Annotated in this window: 11 protein-coding genes; all 11 read right to left on the reverse strand. The window is 54.4% G+C overall.

Going from position 1 to position 22991, the window contains the following annotated elements; genetic code table 11:
* Positions 1–34: 34 nt before the first annotated feature.
* The gene (locus tag P0M28_RS07845) at positions 35–2074 is read right to left on the reverse strand and encodes a glycoside hydrolase family 2 protein (protein ID WP_302209191.1); all 2040 of its coding nucleotides are present in this window, start codon (positions 2072–2074) and stop codon (positions 35–37) included.
* A gap of 19 nt (positions 2075–2093) precedes the next feature.
* Entirely contained in the window at positions 2094–3131 is a 1038-nt protein-coding gene (locus P0M28_RS07850) for a nucleoside hydrolase (protein WP_302209192.1), read from the reverse strand.
* A complete protein-coding gene (locus tag P0M28_RS07855) occupies positions 3097–4467 on the reverse strand; it encodes a hypothetical protein (protein ID WP_302209193.1) in 1371 nt (456 codons plus the stop codon). The genes P0M28_RS07850 and P0M28_RS07855 overlap by 35 nt, the downstream gene beginning before the upstream one ends.
* 115 nt (positions 4468–4582) lie before the next feature.
* Positions 4583–6040, reverse strand: coding sequence for a glycosyl hydrolase family 28 protein (locus P0M28_RS07860; RefSeq protein ID WP_302209194.1), 1458 nt, complete (start codon positions 6038–6040; stop codon positions 4583–4585).
* 155 nt (positions 6041–6195) lie between these two features.
* Complete coding sequence (locus P0M28_RS07865) at positions 6196–7851, reverse strand: sulfatase family protein (RefSeq protein WP_302209195.1); 1656 nt, start codon at positions 7849–7851, stop codon at positions 6196–6198.
* On the reverse strand, positions 7848–9833 hold the full coding sequence (locus P0M28_RS07870; protein WP_302209197.1) for an FAD-dependent oxidoreductase: 1986 nt from the start codon (positions 9831–9833) through the stop codon (positions 7848–7850). Before P0M28_RS07870 ends, P0M28_RS07865 begins: the two co-directional genes overlap by 4 nt.
* A 137-nt stretch (positions 9834–9970) precedes the next feature.
* Complete coding sequence (locus P0M28_RS07875) at positions 9971–13090, reverse strand: carbohydrate-binding protein (protein ID WP_302209199.1); 3120 nt, start codon at positions 13088–13090, stop codon at positions 9971–9973.
* A 97-nt stretch (positions 13091–13187) separates the two neighbouring features.
* A complete protein-coding gene (locus P0M28_RS07880) occupies positions 13188–18245 on the reverse strand; it encodes a carbohydrate-binding domain-containing protein (RefSeq protein WP_302209201.1) in 5058 nt (1685 codons plus the stop codon).
* A gap of 73 nt (positions 18246–18318) precedes the next feature.
* Positions 18319–19866, reverse strand: a complete 1548-nt coding sequence (locus P0M28_RS07885; RefSeq protein ID WP_302209203.1) for an arylsulfatase — start codon at positions 19864–19866, stop codon at positions 18319–18321.
* The gene (locus P0M28_RS07890) at positions 19863–21302 is read right to left on the reverse strand and encodes an arylsulfatase (protein WP_302209204.1); all 1440 of its coding nucleotides are present in this window, start codon (positions 21300–21302) and stop codon (positions 19863–19865) included. Before P0M28_RS07890 ends, P0M28_RS07885 begins: the two co-directional genes overlap by 4 nt.
* 158 nt (positions 21303–21460) lie before the next feature.
* The gene (locus P0M28_RS07895; RefSeq protein WP_302209205.1) at positions 21461–22987 is read right to left on the reverse strand and encodes a RagB/SusD family nutrient uptake outer membrane protein; all 1527 of its coding nucleotides are present in this window, start codon (positions 22985–22987) and stop codon (positions 21461–21463) included.
* Between the last annotated feature and the right edge of the window lie 4 nt (positions 22988–22991).

Raw genomic sequence — 22991 nt, forward strand, 5'->3', positions numbered from 1 at the left:
AGATATTGTTTGTGTATCATTAAACCCGTCGGGGTCAAGGTTCATAACTCCAAACGACAGTATCGGTAAGAGACGCTTCGCCGAAGGTAGTTTTCACCGAGATTTCATTGTCGCCCGACTGTAGCATGAGCGGCCAGCGGAATACTCCCGGTTGGCTCTCTTCCGTTGGCTTAACCCGCTTACCGTTGTGGTACAGCGTGAGGGAAGATTGGTTGCTGTATACCTTCACTTCGGTGTCGGCCTGGCTTCGGGAGGTAAACCGGCGATCGGCGATGTAGACCATCGGCTCCTCACTCCACTGCGATTGGTAATAGTAGTACGCATCTTTTTTAGTCTGACGGTCAAAGGTCACTAAACCCTTATCGTTGATACCCATCCGGTCTCCTTCCCGGCGGTGAGCGGCCCCGTTGTCAAACATCAGCCAGATAAACTTCCCCCAGAGAAAGGGACGCTTCGCAAGCTCAGGCCAGTACTGTTCGTGGAAGTACGCCTGCCAGCCTTCGGGATGCCAGCGACCGGCGGGCTTCGGGGCTTTCAGCGTATCGCTGTGGTGCTTCATGCTGGCCCCCGCTCCGTATTCACTCAAGCATAAGCGACGATCCAGATGGCGGGTATGTTGCTCGTCGGCCCAAGTGCCAATTTGCTTCGGCTCACCGCCGTACCAGCCAAAGTATTTATTCCACCCGATGGCATCCGTCACCCCGTTGTTACGATTTTCCTGAAAAGCGGCCGCCACGGTCATACGGTCCGGGTCTAATGCGTAAGCCAAGCTATCCAAGGTAGTCAGGTAGGGATAAGGATCATCCCAGTCGGCTTTTACTTCGTTGTACAGCCCCCAGAATACGATGCTGGGGTGGTTGTAGCGTTGGCGGATCATTTCCCGGAGCTGCTGCTTGCCTGTCTGGTGAAAGGCTTCCGAAGCAATGTAGCTCTGGCCTCGGTACCCGCCCGGCCCTGTCCAGGGCAGTTCGGTCCAAACGATCAGCCCGGCTGAATCACAAAGCTGATAGAAGTAGTCCGCATGGGGATAGTGGGCCAGACGAACCGCATTTACCCCCATCTCTAGCATGATTTGCACATCTTCGCGCATGTGGGCTTCGGTGATGGCGGAACCTACGTTGGCCCGGTCTTGATGTCGGTTCACTCCTCGCAAATCCAGGTATTCACCGTTAAAAAAGAAGCCCTGCTCAGCGTCCAGCCGAAAGTAGCGCAGGCCCAGCGGTTGTACCTTTTCTTCTATAATTTCGCCACGCTGATCTTGCAAAGTAACCTGCACCTGATAGAGATACGGGTCTGGTCGCCCTTGCCAAAGATGAGGATTGTCAATCGTAAGTCTACTGGTAAACGTAGTGGTCGTATCGGGCAGCACGCTCTTTTCTTTTACTTGCTGGGTCACCGTTTGCCCCGCTGCATCTTTCACCGTTACTTTCACCTGATGGGCCGCCGCCGAAGACGTACTGTTTACTAGCGTCGTGACGGTGAGCTGGGCTTGCGTTGAACTGACCGTGTCCTGACGGATATATATCCCGGAAGAAGCGTCGTCTAATGGGCTAATGCACACCGGCGGTTTTACCAGTAAGTGTACCGGGCGGTACAGCCCTCCGTAGTGATTGAAGTCTCCGGTGAGTGGCATCAGCGAAGCGTCGTAGGCATTATTGACCTTTACGGATAGGGTGTTGATCGTGTCCAGCTTCACCAGATCGGTAATTTCCAGACAGAAAGCGGTATACCCTCCTTGGTGACGCCCGGCTAGTTGGTGATTGACAAATACATCGGTAACGGCATTACTGCCTTCAAACAGTAAGAACAATCGTTGATTTCGGTAAGCACCTGCTAAGTACAGCTCCTTTTCGTACCAGCCTGGGCCCCGGTAGTAATCTAACTGACCCGCCAGCGCGTCTTCGGCGTTCCAGGTATGGGGCAGATTAACCGATTGCCAGGGTGGGTTCTTCTGCATATTGTACTGGTGGCCCTTGACAAACCGCCAGTCCTGATTGATTACACTATCAGTGTTTTGGGCGGGTAAACATAAGGGTAGTCCCAGTAGGGCAAACAACGTAAATATCTTCGTCATTGTATAAGAGCTTCTATTCTTAAGGGGTGTGCATCATTAGGGTCTCGATGATCCGCGCTACTTTCTGAGGCGGCACCCGAGCTAGTAGGCGCTGGTGTGGTCCATTAGGATCAGCCTGCCACTCATTGCTACCATCAGGACGCACCGTTAGCGTGCCTCGTTCGGTGTCGTAGTAGGGGGAAGCTCCTCGTACGGCTACCAGTACGGCGGTTTGATCCCAGCTCATACGCCCGCGCTGGTCTTGAGTGCTCTGCGGTATACTGATGACGTAGGCGTGCCGAACGGGACTCTGCGGCGACCCGTTTGCCACCAAACGCAACCCGGTCAGCACCTCTTTACCAATCTCAAAGCCACTGAACAAAACTGGCGTAGGCCAGGCTTCTATGACCACCTGCGCCGCTAAAGAATCCTTGCGAATGTTAAACTCCTTCCCTTCGGGAAACTTCCCAGCCATGGCTACCCACTGTTTTACTTTCTGCTTCACCAACGCGGTGCCATCCAGCGGCGAGTGGGCATCAGGCGGTGAGGTCAGCAAGCGATGCAGATTGGTTAGAAAACCAACCGTGATGATGGTCACACTATTGTCCGGCTGGTTGGCCAGCACCCGGCGATAAACCGTCACAGCATCCGGGGCCTCGGCCGTATTGGGGCTATCGTGCGGATAGTGCGCGACCAACGTATCGGCCCAGCGTTGCCGACCGGCCATTACTACTCCGGTGTCGGCGGGGGCACCGATGGGTAGATCAGGGCGCCAAAAGTAGGTATTTAACACGTCGATGCAGGGTACAGTTAGCGTATCACGATTAGAAGAGAGCGTAGCCAGAATTTTCGCCTCGCCCCGGTTAGCCAGAGCGTGAAGCACCGCCATGGCTCCTACGTCGTCGTAATCCGGTCCGATGTCAGTATCCAAGATCACCGACACCACTGAATCAGCCGAGACTGTAAGTGAATTAGTGACCGGAGCTTGACAAGCGAGTAGCCATAGGGCACCGACATAAATTAGGGAGCGAGTGGACATTCTTTCAAGCACGGATGATTTCTTCAATATTGATTTCATACATCTGACGTTTACTGCCTTCGTGAGTAGAGTCAAAATAGACTTTGGTTCCTTGCTGGTTGCAGCGGGGATGTAGATCGCACCGCCACTCTCCTTTGAACTTAGCGGGTTCGTGAAAACGACCCAATACTACTTTTCGCTGGCTGGGCACATGGTAAAGATACAGCTCTTGCATCCGTTCGTCTCCTTGCGGATAGGTATCGTTCAGAATCCACTCGTTGTTGGTATGAGGCACGTAGGTGTTGTGGCCGTTGACCGTCATGGCTTCCTCGCATACGATCTCGTACTGCTTGCTACGATCTTGAAAAACGTAGAACGCCGCCTGATCCGAACCTTCTGGTGAGCCTGCCTCCAGTGGGGCCAATCCTGGCCGGGCCACCTCTGGCTTCGCCCAGGCGCACAAGGCATCGTCCCCGTTCCAGATAAAATGAGAAAACATCCCTGAGTCGTTCAGGGCATACAAGTCACTACCATCTGTGTTTACCGTGATGGCCCGGGTAACATAGAGGTCATCACCCCGCAGACTTTTACCCGTCTCTTTTCGGTATTCTTCCGGCGTGGGGTAGGGACGTGAACGGTTGAGGAAGATCAGGCGATTACCCGCCGGATTGACGAGCAAATGATTCACCCAGTGGTAATTATCAGCCACCGAACCCAACGGTCGGTCAATCTGAGCTACCTGGGCGTAGGATAGAACCAGTTGTTTTTCGCCGGTTTGCAAGTCCAGGCGGTAGATACCCGTATCGGCGGGAGCTTTTCTGGGTACGCTTTTATCGGAAGTAGCGTAGCCGTAGCCGGGGCGGAAGAACTGCAAGCGGGCAAAGTCAATGCCGAACCCCGTCTTTCCATCGGGACTCAGGGTATAGACCGGGTGCGGCAGTATGCGCCGCTGACCAGTGTTGATGTTGCAGATGATACTGACAAAGGTGTTTTCCGATCGGGCGTCGCCACGCCGGGCGTTCCAGATCACCTCTTCGGAGCTGCCTGGAACCCACTGCAACATACAGCCCTGTTGCCAGCCCCAGGCACTGCTCTGTCCGATCTCGGTCCAGGTATTATTATTCTCTAGGTCAATCAGACCCATCTTGAGCGTATCCTCCGGGGTGGGCGAACGGAAGAAGAGGTCGACTTGGTTACCTAGTGCGTAGCGACCGCTGGGGTCAACCTGCCATTTGTCATAGTAGCCAAACCAGTGCTGTTGCTCGCCCGAGGTGATCGCCTGTGCGGGAACCTTATTGGGTAAGAAATTGGCCCGACGAGCGAGACTCACTACCGACGACGAGGCTAGTCCCAGACCTGCTAGGGCCGTTCGTCGAACAAAATTTCTTCGTTTCATACAAACTATCATTATGCTTAGAAAAGAGTAAACGGGGGATTTGCGATAATGCCCAGATCTCGCTGACGAAACCACTACCAACTATCAGTGAAATTTGATGATCGTCAGGAGTCACTCATGGTTGTGAATTTTTTACCCGACCGCATTCGTTGAACGAAATATTTTCCACGTGATTTTTTATCCGGATGTGTCCCCCGGTCGTGTCTTCCACGCATATGCCGCCGATCACCAGGTTATTAAACGTGATGTTACTGATGCTACTGGAAGGGCTTCGGCCCCGCAGGTAGGAATCCGACGGGCCGGCGTAATCGAACGTGATGTCCTCTACCAGAATATCATGAATAGGACCCGTACCCGAACCATCTTTGTCGCAGATGGTGAATCGGAAGGGGCAGTCGATGTACCCGCAGGCCAGGGGTTCGCCGGAAGTTCCTTTCACTGCTTCTACCCTGAAATTTCTGACGATCACGTTCCCTCCCCAGTCGCCCGTTCCGTACCAGTGGTCGAAGTTGAATCCTCTTTCGCACGAAAGCACCTCGAAGTCCGCTACGATGATATCGTGCATGTCATCGTAGGCCTGCATACCGAACTTGAAGCCGGAGGCCACGTCGGATTTCACCACCAGGTCTTGGTATCGGACGTTGTACACCGGGTACCCTTTGTACACCTTGATGCAGGCCGCGTCGTCGGTGGCATTCACAAAACAGTGGCGCACGTCGGCATCATGGGCCCCGCACATATTGATACCGTCGTTCCAGTGCCAGTCGGTGTAGTTCACGATTTTTACGTTCGTCACGGCAATGTCGTGTGATCCGCTCCAGAACGTGAGCGTCCAGTTGGCACTCTCACTCAGGATCACCCCTTTCACCGTGATGTCAGAAGAACCTTCGGTAAACCGAACCGCCGAGGTTTTCACTCCCCCCGACACATCGGTAGGCTGATTGCCGTTAGCCGCCGCGGCGTTGCACCAGATCGTGCCCCGACCGTATACTTTGCAGTGAGCGACATTACGTCCATCGATCATCCGAGTACCCGATCCGGTGGCTCCTTCAGCCGTCGTGAGTCCCCGCAGCACCGCGCCCCCCTTTAGGTAAATACCCACGTTGCTTCTCATCTCCAGTGCTTTGACGCTAAAAACTCCGGTTGGTACGTAGACCGTACCCCCTCCGGCCGCATGCACATCGTCAATCGCTCGCTGGATAATGTCGGTCACCTCGGTGTTCCCGGTGCTGTCCGCACGATAGGGCGGCTGGGTGATGCTGTAAACATTGGCGTCCGACAGTATGGGCATGTCGTCTTCCGGCGGGTCGGCCAGGATAAACAGTGAGCGGCTATCGTTGATCTTCACCTCTAGGTAGCGGGACTGAGAAAGCGTGAAGGTGAGGGTATTACCGTTGCTTGAGGCGGAGATGTTGTAGCGGGAAGGCTTCACGCTGAAGCTATCGATGGGGCTACTGTGGGTGACTTCCAGGGTGACCGTTCCGGAAAACGAAAAGTGGGCGTAGTCGTAGAAGGTAGTGCCGTGCGAATCAAACTTTCTGACCCCTACCGCTTCAGCCACCTCCCCCTGCATTACCCGAACGGTATACCGCTCGCTCTGCTGAAAAACCGGAGACAGGGGGTAGACATGGATGGCCGCCCCGGCTTTAACAGAAACGAGAGCGATGACAAGAAGTGTCCATCGTGCGCTTGCGTAGCATGTCCTTAGCAGCTTTGTACTTATCACGTTTAGTTTGTGTTGCGGGGTTGCGTATCATCGTTAAAATGAGACTCGACCAATACTTCAACCTCCTGTTGTATCGCCACGTAGGCACTGTCGCTGAGCAGCGGATCTTCGGTTCGCTCCTGCCATTGATGCAGTTGTTCTACGAGTTCTTTCCTTATCGTCTGGTATTCCGGAAACTCAGCCAGGTTCTCAAATTCGTGAGGGTCGGTCGGTAGAAAGTAGAGTTCTACTTCAGCTTGATTGGCGTAGCGCCGGTATCGACGTTGTGCATTGCCCCGGTCGTCTCCGGGTATGTATCCCCGCTGATCGTCAAAATTTCGGGGTACCAGCGCTCGGTAGAGCGGTGCAAATGGACTGATGATCAGTTTATACTGCTCGGTCGTGATAGACCGCTGGGGAAAGAGGTGGGTGGGTACGTGCTGCGTAAACTCGCCCTGGATACTGGTTCGCCAGTCTGCCGTGCTATCTGCTTGAAGCACTTGCAGCGGTCGGCCGGGCAAGTGGGATGGTATCTCGATGCCTACTTCCTGTAGGATGGTTGGCAAAAGATCAATAGTGCTGACGAAGTGCGTGTCTTCCTGAGCGTGTTGCTGCCCGGGATACTTGATCAGCATAGGAATGCGCAAGCCGGCCTCGTACACGGTGGTCTTGGCCCGGGGAAGCGGGGCACCGTGATCACCGATAAAGATGATCAGGGTGTTATCATACCGCCCGGCGGCTTTCAGTTGCCGGATGAGTATATCGAAGCCAGCATCCATCCGGGCGCAGCCGTTGTAATAACCCGCCAGGCTCGTCTTTCGAACCGGCGTACCGAAGTAAGGCAGTTGCTGAACTTCGGTTGTGTCGAACGGCTCTCCGGGGTACTCGCCCACCTGATTAAACCACGGGGTGTGCGGATCCAGAAAGTTAGCCATCAGAAAAAACGGCTGATCGCCCGATCGTTCCATGAAGGCGGCCGCAGAATCCGCCATCAGGTCTACCCGCTGAGAAAACGTTACGCGTTGCTCAAGCACTTCCTGCTCAGTAGTAAGCACTTCTACTTCTCGGTCGGAAACGCCGTATCCACTGAGCCCCGAACTGGTATAATCAAACCCACCCATTTTGTAGTCAAAGGGAAAGGCCGACTGGGGGGCGACGTGAAGCTTACCGAGGATACCGGTGCGGTAACCACGCTCTTTGAGATAAGACGCTACGTTGGGAAACGCACGATCCATACTGATCCCCCGGTGCGATAGGCCGGTTTGTCCGTTCTGGTGAGGATACAAGCCGGTCAGTATACTACTCCGCGAGGGGCTACAGGAGGCTTGGGTGACGTAGGCATTGACGAAACGCAGGTTGTCCCACGCAAACTGATCCAGATGGGGCGTGCGGGCTATGGTGTCGCCGTAGCATCCGATTTCTTGCCCCATATCGTCCGCTACGATCAGTACGATGTCGGGTAGACGGGTGCTCGTATCCTGAGAAAAGAGGCGACACGATACGAGCGACAGCAACAGACAGGGTACGAAGAAGGCCCACCCAAACAAACGTTGTACGCTATACCTCGGTAGTGGGCGGTCGCCGGAAGCCGGTGATACTTGAGCAGGCCAAAAGGGGGGCGTTCTCAAAGTAACTTCCCCCTCCATCGCTCGTGATGATGTGATGTATTGTTCATTCATAGGCTACGCTGCAACAGAGCATACACGTGTAATAAAAACTCTCCTCGGGTGGGGGCGTTGTTCTGCCAATAAGCCCTGGCTTCGGAAGCCACGTCGGCGCTGAGTTTGCCGATCCACTGCTGAGCTAAGTCTTCCTCCAACGGCTCATCGGGTTCTAGCGTATGAAAGGGATACGCGTAGGCGTACTGGGTGCCCCGGATACTCCGGTACGTTTTGGTGCCAGGCATTGCTGCTTCCCGACTCAGATACAGATCGTGCAAAAAACCGCGCATCCCCAGAAACTGGGCAGCCTCGAAGTAGCGGGAATCCGTAGCCACATCCGAAATATAGATCGTCTTAGCCCGGTGCTGATGTAATAGATGCTGAACGTCCCGGGCGTTAACCTCCGTTGCCACTTTGCTTTGGGATAGCATCAGGTGCGCAGTGAGACCCGCCGCTTGCCCCAGGGCCGTCCAGACCGGCTCCAGCCGAAGGCCACTGAAGCCTACGTGACTGGCCGACACAGCGACCGACACCAGTAGATTGGCAAATCCCTGTGGCACGATCACCCCCAGCGGAATTTGGAAAGGAGGGGGAATAAAGTTGTAGTCGCCCTCCGCGATGGAAGGGTACAGCGACGCGGGCGATACGCCGTGACAGTTGAGGGCGTAGTCGCCGATGGCAATGGCCTCTTCCTTCGGTGCTACGATGAACGTATTACCCACGGTGTTCACGTCATTCTGCGTGAAGACATATTCGCCCATGATGCGGCGGGCCTCCCGGATATAGAGGCGGGGTGGGAAGTTGTCGGCATCGATAAATTCATCCTTAGCCAAGCCCCATCGCTGAGCTTCCTGGCGATACTTCTCGGGAATAGCCGGGTCATTCTGAATAAAGTATACCATCCCCAGGATATGTTCTCGGTGCCGGTTGATGATCTTCTGCCGGGTCTCCCAGTCGCCGTCCGGGTAGGCGTAGTTCTCGCCCAGCATCGTCATCCGAACCGGAGCGTTCTTAATGTCGTTGACGTCAGCTTTGCGGTTGGGTAGCATCTGCGAGCGGAAGATACCGTCGCGGCTCTTCTCCACAAACATCTGCGACACTTTTCCTTCTTGTAACACTTGGGCGATGGGTAGGTAGTCTTCCCGTCGGTAGTTAGCGGGCTTTTCGACCTTTCGTTGGTTTTCGGCACTGTCGGTCATGATCATCCGAAAGTTGTAGGCTTGTACCCGGTGATCCCCTTCGCCGGTGCTGCCCACCAGCACCTTACCCTGATTATAAAAAATCTTCCCGGCCAGTGGTTCGCCGTACTCCTGTCGCGACTCCCGGCCGATGCGATACTCCGCCCCGGCGTAGGCGGCCAGATCGCCTTCGTAGGTAGCATCCACGAATACGTTGCCGAAGAGGTGCAGCTTATCTCCGGTTTCTTTGTTTGTGAATAATGCTCCCTGAATGACCTTCATCCCTTGTTCGGGTTTGTCCAGCATCACCTGGGTAAGCCGATGGTTGGTCAGTACTTGGATATTGGGATGCTCGCCCAACATCTCGTTGAATAGTTTAAGCGTTACGTGGGGTTCGGCGTGGATGCCGCCGTGGCAATCGGCAAACTGCGGCGATTGCCGACCGTACTTTTCAGCGTAGTAGCTTTCTACGCGCTGGGTATACTGCTCGAAGATACCGCTTAGGGCTTCGTAGGAGATGAAGTCGGTGAAGGAAAGCCCCCCGGTCATCAATCCCCCGATCATGGCGTATTCTTCTACGATTACCACCGAATGGCCGTACTGGGCGGCATTGATGGCCGCGGCAATGCCCGAAAAGGTGCTCCCTACCACCACTAGATCATAGCGGGACTGATCAGTAGCAGCACAGAAAGCCAGGGTAGTGGTACAAAGACACAGTACGATGATCCATACTCTGACTATTGTTTGTCTGAAGTCTGAGACAACCTCCAATTGTAGAATTACTGGAAAGTTTGACCAATAGATGCTTAAGGGTACACTCATTCTTAATGAAAACGTAAGCTAAAAGATTAATAAAATTACAAGACAACTAAAAAGTGAAGGGAGTGGTCTAATTACCGCTCCCTTCACTCAGTACCCTCGGCATCAACAGATCATCCCGTGGGACCAAGCAATGTACACTACTCAACCAGCAGCTTTTCTGATATCACAACCGCTCCCTGCCGCACCCGAACGGTGTATAATCCTTTTGGCAGGGTTTGGATGTCTAGCACTTCGCTTCCTCGCAACGGCGCTTCCAGCACTACCCGCCCCGTCAGGTCCAGCACCCGTAACTGAGCCGCCGACTGATCATCGGGCAACTGCACCCGCACTTCCCTCTGGGCTGGGTTAGGGTACAGCACCACCTCCGAGTATACTTCAGTGGGTAGCGAAGCTTCCTTCTTATCAGCCTCCGTAGCTTGGCGGGCACTCAGGCTTCCCGCCTCTACCAACTGCCACCGCTTGTCATCCCCGCTGCCATTGGAGCTCGGGTCTACCGCCTGGCAGTCGTCGGCATCTAAGCGCGTACCGCAGGCTTTGTTACTCACAAAGTAGCTGCTACCATCGTCCGATAAGGTGAGCAGCCACCGCTTGTCGTCCCCACTGCCGTTGGAGCTCGGGTCTACCGTAGCGCAGTCATCGGCATCCAAGCGCGTGCCGCAGGCCCGGTTGATGATAAAGTAGCTGCTGCCGTCGTCGCTCAACTCAAAGCGCCACTGCTTGTCCTCAGCACCACCCGCACTCAGGTCTACGGTCGCACAGTCGTCGGCATCTAAACGATGCTGGGCGGACTGGGACGCGCAGGCTTTATTCTCTACATAGTACCACTTGTTCGGATCAGGGAAGAAACGCAAGGACGTAAAGGACAGCCGGTTCAGGTTCATCTGGCTACCGACCATCTCCAAACGCAATACCTGCACCCCGCCCGATAGTGCGATGTCTTCCAGCACCACATCCTGCCAGTTTTGCCAACCCCCACTGTTCTCTACGGCAAAGGTACCTAGGGTAGTGCTACCGAGCTTCACCCGTACATCGCCTACGGCTTCATTGGAACCGGAGGCGGCCCGAAGGACTAGATCATAGGTGCCGGCTGCTACGTTGACTGTGTATTCCAGCCACTCGCCGTCTTGGGTCCAACCGACATTGAAGCCGCCGCCCGCATCACTGGTAGCTTGTAGGTCTACTCCGTTGCTACGATAGCTACTGCCTTGGTTCTCAGCGTCCGTATCGCTGTAGGCTACGCCCTGCCCTCCTTGGTCGTAGTTCTCCAGCTCCAGCACCGACCCGTTGTTGACTGACCAAGGAGCGCCCCCGTTACCGTAGGAGGTTTGTTGGTCAATCGGACCGGGGGGCACTCCAGAGGGTACCGTCTTATCATAGCCAACCCAGTCCCAAAACGCTTGACATTCTTGCAGCAGTTCGGGCGAGATAGCCTGCGCTAAGTACTTGTTCTCTTGCGCCTTGAGTGGACTAGATGATTTGAAGCGGAAGTCTAGGTTAGCGGGGTCTTCGAAGCCGGGATCGGCAAAGCTTGAGTTGACCTCCGACGCTCCAGCCCAAGTCAGGTAGCTTTCGTAGTCACGAACCGGGGCATCGTCCCAAGGCCCCGCCCGGAAGTGACCAGTACTGCTACCACTAGCGTGCCAGAAGTAGTTATCTTCTCCCCGGTAGTCGTTCTTCAGAAATCCATCCCGAGGATTTTCACTAAAGTACCAGGTGTAGAGTTCATCTTCCCCCCCCATGACCAAGTTGCCTTTCAGGGTCATCTTTGCCGTAGCAATTTCTCCTTTCTCTAGCCCTTTGCCGGTATTGCCGTGCTGGCGAGGGTACATAGTAGTTCGGAAGTTTCCCCTGTTGTTCCGTTCGGGAATAGTCCCGTAGATAATGTTGTTCTGGAAAGTGGTTTGAGCCCCGCCAATGTTTTGCAAGTTGGCTTCGCGACTTAGCGCGTTCATCGCTATCAAGCTCTTACTAAGCGACATAGGCCCTTCCGATATCTCATAGAAGAACCCTGCACCATGGTTAAGAACCGAAACGATTTCCGAAAGCTCCTGATGACGGTTAATGATGTCCCACCAGCAACCGGTAGCTAGGTTGCCCACCGAAAGTTGACCCCGCATAATCTGTTCAGTATTTTCGAAGTGCTTCATCCCTCCCAAAAACCAATCGGTTGCCCCGCCCCAGTAGTTGCGCCAGTTGTTGAAGTTGGTCACGTTGTTCTCCCATAAACTGTTTTTTACGTTGCCAGCGCTATTTCCACTTCCCCCGTTGTAGCTAAAGATGCAGTTGCGAACGGTGACACGGCTAAGATATCGAAAGGTAGCTCCGAACTGGTTATTCCACCGAAAGGTACACCCTTCTACCAGTATGTCTTTGGATCCCCAGGCAAACTCAATGGGGTACTGATATAGCCAGTTGGTACGTAGGGTGTTGGCAAAATGCTGAACGGTAAGGTTACGCAGCACTAAGCCTTCCTTCTCAGTGAAGTTGGCGAACTGCTTACGGACAGCGACCTCTACCTTAGCCGAACTCATATTCACCCCAGCCGGGGGCTTCACAAACAGCTTATCACCGTTCTCACTACGTTCGGCTACCCCGAAGCTACTCGTCTCTAACACTCCCTGGGGAGCAGTGTAGCCTACGTAGGTATCGTATACGTTGCCCGTCTTTGAGTAGTCTTCCAAAATCTTCTGTCGCAAAGCCTGCCCATTGACAAACACCATCTCGGAACGGTAGGCTAGCAGACTGGCCCCTCCCCGCGGAGCCCATACGTTGCCCCAATCTCTGGTCCAGGAATGCTCGAAAACTCCACTTCCTGAGGAAGCCCAGTCAGTATACACCTTAGAGCCGGACAGGATAACATCTTCACCCGCCTTGCCCTCGATGACCAGTAGGCTGGTCTTGCCCACTCCACTGCCAAAGTCTACCGTACCCAGGCTCTCGCGGTAGGTTCCTTCGTAGATCAAAATCTTGGTCGGAGTACCGCCCTTCAGGTCAGCCATGGCCTTATCCATAGCTGCCCCTACGGTCTTGAGGGCATCGCCCAGCGACTTGCCGCCGTGGCTGTCGTTGCCGCCGTCCTGGCGCACGTGGTACACATTGCCGATGCTGCTCTCGTCGACCACCGCCCCGGTCACGTCGCTTACGTCGGGCAGTTCGGCTACCTGCGCCCAAACGGTGGTGGACACTAATAAAAAACTGACTACCAGACTGAAAGTACGTCGGCAGCGAAACAAACTGTGTTTGAAAACCAATTTCATAACAAAAGGGTTAAAGGTTGATAAGAAAAAAAAGGTTACTATTCGCGTTAGCCCCAAGCCTCTTCCGGTTCGGGAGAGACTTGGGCCATCGCTTCGTTTATTCTACCAGTAGTTTTTCTGACATTACCACCGATCCTTGTTGCGCGTGGATCGTATAGAGTCCTTTGGGTAGATTTTGGATATTGATCGTCTGACTTCGCTGCACGTACTTTTCCAGCACTACCCGCCCGGTCAAGTCTAGTACCCGCAGCACGGCGGGTTGCTCCTGGGGTAGACGAAGCTGTACTTCCCCCTGGGCCGGGTTGGGGTAGAGTCCAAAGCCCTCGCTTCGGTTCTCCACTTCCTTACCGAGTCCCTTGCTCACCTCGTTGCCCCAACGGGCATTCGTATTACATCCCGGGTCGCCGTAGTGGTTGTTCCCATTGGTGAACAAGGCTTGTTTATCGCCGTTGGTCCAAGTGCTGGTCTGTACCACTTCGGTACTTTCACTCTGAATGCGAGTGCCACATACATCTACGTAGTCCACGAACAGGTTGCGATCACAACTACCGCCTCCATCGTTCACAAACGCTACGCTTACTTCGCCCCCGCTGTATCCTTCGTAGGTATAGTCGGTATAAGTGGTACCAACGTTAGTCCATCGCTCTACTTCGGTGCCGTCTACCCGCAACACCATCTCTTCGCTACCACAGTTGCCCCGAGCCCGCACCACAATGGCTCCCTGATTCGCGCCACCGGCTGTCGCAAAGGAAAGCCGATTGAGGTTCATCTGCCGACCCACCATCTCCAAGCGTAGCACCTGTTCACCGCCCGGCAGTGCTACGTCTCCCAGTACCACATCTTCCCAGTTCTGCCAGCCTCCGGTGTTCTCTACCGCAAAGGTGCCCAGGGTTGTTTCGCCCAACTTGATGCGGACGTCGCCTACTGCTTCGTTGGAGCCGGAGGCTGTCCGGAGGAATAGATCGTAGGTACCGGCGTTTACGTCCACCGTGTACTCCAGCCACTCGCCGTCTTCAGTCCAACCCACGTTGAAGCCCCCGTCCAGATCGCTGGCTGTGCGGATGTCTACTGCATCGGTACGGTAGCTTTCTCCGATGTTCTCCGGGTCGGTATCGAGATAAGCCACTCCTGGCCCGCCGGTGTCGTAGTTCTCCAGCTCCAGCACCGCCCCGTCGCTGACCGGCCATGGTGCTCCTCCGTTGCCAAAGGTGGCTTGCCCCTCGGTAGGGTTACATCCCGGATCACCGTAGTGATTGTTGCCATTGGTAAACAAGGCTTGTTTATCGCCGTTGGTCCAAGTGCTGGTCTGTACCACTTCGGTACTTTCACTCTGAATGCGAGTGCCACATACATCTACGTAGTCCACGAACAGGTTGCGATCACAACTACCGCCTCCATCGTTCACAAACGCTACGCTTACTTCCCCCCCACTGTAGCCTTCGTAGGTATAGTCGGTGTAGGTAGTGCCTACGCTAGTCCATCGCTCTACTTCTTGGCCGTCTATATGCAGTACCATCTCTTCGCTACCACAGTTGCCCCGGGCCCGCACCACAATGGCTCCCTCATCGATGATATCATCGTTCGGGATAGACTCTACTGCCACAAACTGCCACTGCTGTTTGCCGAAGAAGATGTTGGTTTCGGACGATACGGGGGAACGATTGGCCGAAGGGTTATCTACGGTCAGTACGTTGCCTTCTTCGTCCACTACGTAGTAGTTGTTGTCGGATGGATCACTAGTGACTTTGTTAATCCTCCATCGTTGAACGCCGGTGCCATCGGCATCGTAGAGCGATACGGCGGGCGAACTGCTCGAGTTCCGAACCGTCAGTAGTTTATCGCTTGCTTTGCTTCTGATGTGGTAGAAGCCGCCCCCCACTGCTTCAAAGACCCAGCGTTGTTTATCAAAGAAGCTTTGGTTTTCTATGAATACGGTGGTTCCGTTGGCAAAGGGGTTGTCCGCCGAGAGTCGTTTGCTGGCCGGGGCACTGACGATCTCGTAGAAGGCGTTGGCCGTGGTGCTGAAACCCGAGACGTAGGGCGAGTGGCCCAATGTGTGGTTGAAGGCCCGGATACGGTAGCGGAATGTCTGGCCGACCGCGAGTCCTTGATCAGTATACGAGGTAGCTCCTGAATCCAGGGTAGCAATACGCTCGTAGGTGCCGTCAGCTCCTCGCCGCTCTACCTCGTAGACATCCTCGTTGGTGGCCACATCGGTCCAGCTTAGCCGTAGGTCGGCGGTGGTGGGGTTGCTGTTGAGTACATCGGCTACGGTCAACTCTTCCGGTGCTGCCGGTACCGGCAGGTCACACTGCTCATCGGTGGAAGCACGGGTGTCGCTTAAATCATTACCAAACTCGTCGGTCCAGGTAATGATCACGGTATTGTCATTGTCAACGGTTTCGGTCACAAAGAACGATTCGCCCGGAGTGGCATCGTAGCTATCTGTTTGTGAACTACCCGCTACGGTCCAGGTGATATCGACCGCGAAGGGGTTGGGGTTGTTGACTTTCCATCTTCGGTCTACTGCCGGGAACTGCGCGCAGGTGGCCGACAGGGTCAAGCTGGTCAGGGAAGGCAAGGTGGTATCCTGACGTTCTTCCGAGCGGGCTGACCCGCCGTCGTTCCAGGCAACTACCCGGTAGCGATACGTCGTTTCCGGCAACAGGCCCTGGTCTACGTACACTGTATCGTCATATCCGGCTAAGCCAACCCGGGTGAAGTCTGACTCACCCTCGGCTTGTCGGTAGATGCGGTACTTCAGTTCGTTGTCAGCGTTATCTTGCCAGGTAACTTGTACCGAAGAACTGGTAAGGACCGTCACTTCGCCGATGGTCGGTGCATCCGGAGAAACGTCGGCCACCGGGGGTGTCGTCAGCTCTCCGTAGCGCACTCCGGTGGTCACGTGCCCGGCGTATACCCGACCGTACACCTGGCGGTCGGCAGCCAGCGCCCGGGGATAACCGCCCGGCAAGTTCGACGGGGTAATGAGTTGCCAGCTATCGCCCATATCGTCGGAGCGATAGATACCCCACTGATCGCCCTGGCGACCGTACACATAGGCAGTGGGATTCGACTGCCCCGGTTTGTTCTTACCCCAGGCAACCTGATTAGCCTGGGCAATACCAGACACCTTCGAGAAGCTTTCTCCGAAATCTGACGATCGGTACAGTCCGTTATCGTCCAAGGCGATCCACACTTCACCCGCTTTGTAGGGGGCGGCGGCCATCCGGTAGGGATCGTACTCGCTGTTGCCCCGCCAGGCGGGCAAATCGCTACTGGCTTGCGCTACTTTGATCCAGCTCACTCCGTGATTCTCACTCTTCCAGAACGTATGATCCAGGTCGTAGAAAGCATAGAAAGTGTTTCCGGCAATCCGATCAGCGGCGATTGGCATAGGAAAGTCATACTCACTGCAACCATTACACTGCCGCCGCACGAACCCCCCGGTAGGTAGTCCTTCACAATCAGCCCAGGTGACACCCCCGTCTAGGGTATACTTTGTTCCTTTGGCGTCCGCCCCGGAGAAGTAGACGGCGTTCATAGGGTCGGTGGCTGATACGGCGATCTTAGCACCTCCTACGTCCAGGCCGATGCCTTCGTTGACGCCCGGCGTGCTGAAGTCATCGTGCGGAAATGAGATGCTGTAGAACTCTTCAGGAATAAAGGTCTCCCTTACTTCTGAAGAGCGATTAGCTGGATCAATACCGTCGCCGGAGCGAAAAACGCGTCCTTGATGCTCAGGATTGAACTTGTTGGTTTTACAGAAATACATCACCTCGGGCGACTCCTCGCAGAAATCAATACTGGTAGCGTCAGGCCCCAGTCCTGTATACTTCACACTCCAGGGTTCGTTCACATCGTCAAAGCGAAAGCCCTCTACGTCGGGATGTCCCGTATAGAGGATCCCATTGTTCACCACTTCGGAAGCCGGGGGAGTGGATAAGTCAATGGTGATGGTGTTGGTGATGTTTTTGTACTGCGGAGCCCACTCGGTGACGGGAGCCCAGATATTGGTACTTTTCCATACCATAAAAACATCGGTAAACCATACATCATCAGAAAAAGGATCAAACTTGATATCGGAAATGTTTCCTGCCCCTACGTCGCGTACATTTTTGAATCCGTTGATGATTTCCTCCTGCATGGTACCATCGGCTACGCTGACCAGCTCCCAGTCGCTATTCCCGCGCTTGCGCCATATTCTTTGACTACCCTGCCCTACCAAAAACTCGAGTCCGTTGGCGGTTTGACGCACGTCGAACGAAGTAAAGGCGGTCGTGCTGGTAGGCCCATTGGGTGAAATATTGTCCCATGTACCGTTTTCGTAAGGAGTGCCTGGGATATATCGCCAGAAGCCACTTAGGGTAGCCACGTAGAGGTTCCCGTCCGGTCCTAGGCGCATCCGCGAGGCCGTTCCCGTAGGTGAGCCACTCATGAGCGTGTAGTTTTCACCCCCATCGGCGCTCAGGTAAATACCTTCGCTGAAGTTACTAACGTAGATGTACTGAGAGCGAGCCGGACTACCAGTGGTAAAGGCCGGATCGATGGCTACGCAGCGGATGCCTACCCCATTGAAGGTAGGAATGTTGCCGATGCTAGTCCAGGTATCGGCCCCACCGCCGGTGGTAGAACGAAACAAGCCGTCGCGCTGAGTACCAGCGTAGAGGTAGTCAGGGTTATTGGGGTCAATCGCTAGCGGTTCGCCCTGAGCACGGGTTGTGGGATTGGCTGAGGGTTTATTATTGCCGTGGGTATACACCTCCAACACTTGCTCCCAGTCTTCTCCCTGATTGGCGGATCGGTACAATCCTCGCTCGGGAGAATTGCCGTCACCATTGCCAATGAAGGCAAACACTACGTTCGGGTCAGTAGGATGCAGCGCGATGCCGTCGCTCCCCCCCATGCGGCGGAAGTCGGGGGAGAACTTATCGCCGGTGTACACCCAGGAGTCGGAGCCGGGATCCATCCGGAAGGGAGCGGCCACGTCGGTACGCACGTACTTGAGGCCGGGCACCTGCGGGTGGAACTGGATGCCGGTCATATAGCCCCCGCCCCCAGTGCTCATCCGGTTCCAGCGGTATTCCTGTGCCTGCGCCACGGGGCCGAGCAACAGCAAGAGGACGATACAAATTAGTAACTTTGTGGTGTTCATAATCATGAGGTTTAAGGTAAATAATTGTGGTTGTTTGGATAGGCTTAGATAGTACTAGATATAGAATGACTCATTATTTTTTGGCTTGCGCTCGTTCTTCTTTCGTTAGCGGAAACCGCTCGGATGGCTCATGAGCGATCTGCATAATCTGCCGCAGTTCAGCCACTACGGTTGGATGCTGCTTGGCTACGTTGTTGTCCTCTCCGCGATCCCGACTCAAGTCGTACAGCTCAAAAGCATCCTGCTCGATGTAATAGATCCCTTTCCAAAGCCCCTTTCGGACGGCTTGCTTGTATTGGTTTTTTTGAAAATCAACCGTTTCGTTGAACTCCCAGTAGAGGTAGTCGTGCTGCGGTTGCTCTTGGCCGAGCAGGGTTGGTAAAAACGATATTCCGTCAGTGCCCTCCGGCACCGGGGCACCGGCTACGTCACACAGCGTAGGCAGCACATCCCAGAAAGCCGACACATGATCGGTGGTGCTGCCGGGCGGTACCTTTCCCGGCCAGCGAACGATCATAGGAGCGTGTAACCCTCCTTCGTGAAACGAGCGTTTGTACTCGCGGAAAGGACCATTGGAATTGAAGTAGCGATAGTCGTGCCCGCCTTCGTTGTGGGCACCATTGTCGCTCGTAAAAATCACCACCGTATTATCCGACAACCCCAGGGTATCAAGCTGATGAAGCAGTTGCCCCAGGTAGTTGTCCAAGGCCAACACCATGGACACAAAGGCTCGCTCGGTAGCGGGCAGCGTATCGCTGGCTACCGGATGGCGTTCGTGGTACTCCATGGGAGCGTGAGGCAGGCTGTAAGCCACGTACAGAAAGAAGGGCTGATCGCGGTGATCGGCTATAAATTGCTTCGCCTTATGAGTAACCATATCGTCCGTGTTGATAGGGCACCGGGCCAGATTCGCGTCGGTCAGGTGGTACAGTGCGCCGTTCTCGTACATAGGCTCCGTGTTAATCGCCGCGTAGCCTGCGTAGGGCCGGTGTTTCCCCGAGCCGTCCCAAAGGTTGTCAATCATCACTCCCACGTGGTTCGGAAAGTCAGAGCTGAGCTTGCCCCAGTGATAGTCGAAGCCCCGGTCGTGGGGTGTTTGGTCGGACAGCTCGCCGCCCAGGTGCCACCGTCCGGTCATACCAGTGACGTAATCAGTACCAGTTTTGATTGCCTCAGGCAGAGTCACCTGTTCGGCCGACAGCGGGGCTACGCCGATGTTAGGCAGGTGCTCATTGCCCCGTACAGCGGTATGCCCGGTGTGCAGACCGGTCATCAGCGAGGCGCGCGAGGGGGCACACACCGCCGACCCGGAGTAGTGCTGGGTGAAGCGCATTCCCTGGCTTGCTAGACGATCGATGTGGGGAGTGGCAAAGCTCGTTTGCCCCAGCAGCGATAGGTCACCGTAGCCTAAGTCATCGGCTAATATGTAAATGATGTTTGGGGGAGCTGGCGAAGACTGGTAAAAGGAAGACGGCACAGGTTCTGGTGTCAAGTCAGCGGGCTGAGCTGCCAATGTTTGGCAGCTAATCCACCATACTACCGTGCAAATGATACCATAGGTACAGCTAGCTCGATGCGTCGCTTCTGGGCTGGGTCTTATGAGGTAGGGGAGGATTTTCATTTGTTGGGGTTCAACTCACCTTCAAAGGGATATCGAGACGAATACTTGTGCTCCTGCTCCATAATAGACGCAATCTGACCCACAATGTCAGGGTGTTGATCAGCTACGTTGATGCGTTCGGAAATATCTTCCGATATATTATACAGTTGTATCACTGAGGGCGATGCCTTTGCCGGGTACGTGCGGATTCCTTTCCACGGCCCCATACGTACGGCTTGCAGGTTCTGGTACTCCCAGTACAAATGCTCGTGTTTAGGTTGCTGCTTGCCCATCAGCTCAGGAAGAAATGAGATACCATCGACACCGGCCGGATACTCTTGCCCGACAAGGTCAGCTACAGTAGGTAGAAAGTCCCAAAAAGCAGATGGATGACTGCTTACACTGCCAGCGCTGACCCTTTCTGGCCAGCGTACAATAAGCGGTACCCGTATTCCTCCTTCTAGCAAATCCATTTTATAGCCACTAAACTGGGCATTGCTGCTAAAGAACGCTGTGAACTGATGGTGATAAGGCATCGGCCCATTATCGCTAGAAAAGATCACGATGGTATTGTTGTCCATCTTGCGATCCTTTAGTCTCTTCATAATCTGACCTACGTCTTTATCCAGGCGGGTGATCATCGCCGCGTAGCCTTTGGTTTCTTGCCGGATCGGTGCAGGCGCTTCAGTCAGGTAGGGGCGATCAGTATACAGGCCCAGATCAGGTACTTCCTGCCGCTCTCCTTTAGGTGCTTCTCCGTTGTTGTGCGGAATCGTCAGGGGTAGATACAGAAAGAAGGGGGCGTTCTGCTGATTATCGATGTATTGAAGCGCTTCTTTAATGAATAAATCGTGCGAATAGTCTACTTTTTTGACCGCATAACTCCCTTTTCCCTTAGACCAGTGGGAAGAGTCCACGTATGTCACCTCGTTATTTAGATATTCTTTCTGACCGTTTCTCAGCAGGAATTCAGGGTAGTAGTTGTGAGCCAGGATTTGGTCTAGATAGCCGTAGTAGAAGTCGAAGCCTTGCTGGTTGGGATTGCCAGGGGTATTTTCTAGTCCGATGCCCCATTTGCCAATCATAGCCGTATGGTACCCCGCTTTCTTCAGGATTTCCGCAACGGTAACGGTCTGGCTATAGATACCTGCGTCATTATCGTTATTTCCCCGGATATCGGCATGCCCAGTATGCTGGCCAGTCATTAAGGTGCAGCGAGAGGGGGCGCATACGGTAGAACCGGCATAGTGATGCAAGAAACGCATACCTTCCTGCGCTAACCGATCAATATTCGGTGTTTGAATACGCCCCTGCCCGTAACAGCCCAAATCACCATAGCCTAAGTCATCCGCCAGTATGTAAACGATGTTCGGAAAGGTTGGCGATGAGGGGGGTGTTTGGCCGAAGGAGGATAGTAACCCTAAGGTTAATACTCCGGATAAAAAGAGTCTCATCATAGCTGTAATCATTTTTGACGATAGTTTAAGATGCGTTTTACTCGTCAAGTAGGCAAGGCAGTCGGATACAATCTGAAAGCATGGAAAGGGTGGACATTCCAAAAAGACAGCTTTTTCTTTAATATCCACCCGTTCCTGACGCTATGTCTGTACAGAGGCTACTCGCCCCCCGCTAGGGCCGGATTACGGGTTAGCTCGACGCGGGGCAGCATGCGCACCAGCGACGGATCATCATACGGAATCTCCGTGGCTCCAGCCCGATCGCCGGGGGGCACGGCTAATTGCTGCGCTTGCAGATAAAACAGCCGCCGTCCCTCAAAACCCATCTCTTTGATCCACTCGGCATCAATATTGGCCGCCGTGGCTGTGGTCAGGGCTGGTAGGCCAGCCCGCTCCCGGGTCACGTTCAAATCCGCTGCTGCCCCGGCACCGTCACCCGCAGCTAGCCGAATTGCGGCTCGCATCAGGTACAACTCGGGCGAACGAAAGATTACAAAGTTGGCTGTATTATCTGCAAACTTACCGCACCATACATTGTAAGCATCAGTGTACTCACCCGCGAAAGCCGGATCAATACCGGCCGAATCCGCCGGATTTTGCTCGAAGCGGCGGTACCAATCGTTATAGCGCTCATCCTGCTGAGCCATGGCTGGGTCATCCCAACCGATAGCCTCCAAAGTAGCCTTACTCACGGCAAAGCCGCGTTGGCGATTACCCGTAAAGTTGCTGTATATTGGCTCTAGGCGCGGTGTGCGCCAGCCGTTCCTAAAGTAATAGCTGGCATACCACACCGTCTCGGATGCCTGGTCACCTAAGCCTTTCTTCAGAAAAATCTGCTGCAAACTATCGCTCTGTAACAGTGGAAAACGATTGGAGGTGATGACCGCATCGATCTGTTCCAGTGCGCCTCCGTCCCCGTCTTGCCCGGCAGTCCAGAACTCGTTGCCCATCAAAAAGTATACTTTAGCGAGTAGGAAGCGAGCCGCGTCTCGCTTGGCCCGGTCTTGGTAGTCTTCTGGGTGCACACTCACGTCGTAGGTCTCGGGTAGCAACTCGATCGCATTCTTCAGGTCAGAAATGATCTGGTCGTAGACCTGCTGGTTGGTCGCCAGCCCTTTAAAGTCAGTAGGCGAGCTGGCCGGGGCAGTCTGTAGAATGATGCCTTCGGCCTGTGGGTCGGAGCTATAGGGTGGAGCGTAGGTCGTAGCCAGCAGGTAGTGGGCAAAGGCACGTAGAAAGTAGGCCTCTCCCCGAATGCGGGGTACCCAGTCCTCCAAGCCATCAGTCGGCACTTCGTTTTGCTCATAGAACTGCAAAACAGTGTTCACGTTGAACAGTAGCGTCTGCGCTCCCGCCCACGGCCACTCTACTATTCGAATATCGTTAATCTCATCTTGCCGCAGGTAGAGGGGTTGCAGGTTACGGCTACCACTCAAAATGTCAGAATACTCTTTGAGTTCTACGATATCGGTCGCTACGGTTTGATAGATCAGCAGGTCTATCGGACCCAGGTCACCGGGGGACTTTAGATTGAAATAGGCTCCCCGCACCAGATCATCTAATGTAGTATTGCTCTCGATTTCATCTCTGGCCTGGTTGATATCCGGTTTGGCTTCTTCCAGAAAGTCTTCGCCGCTACAGGCCCAAAGCAAACTTAACGTCAGTATATAAAGTATATTTTTCATATTG

The sequence above is a fragment of the Tunicatimonas pelagia genome (assembly GCF_030506325.1).
In the GTDB taxonomy this organism is placed as follows: domain Bacteria; phylum Bacteroidota; class Bacteroidia; order Cytophagales; family Cyclobacteriaceae; genus Tunicatimonas; species Tunicatimonas pelagia.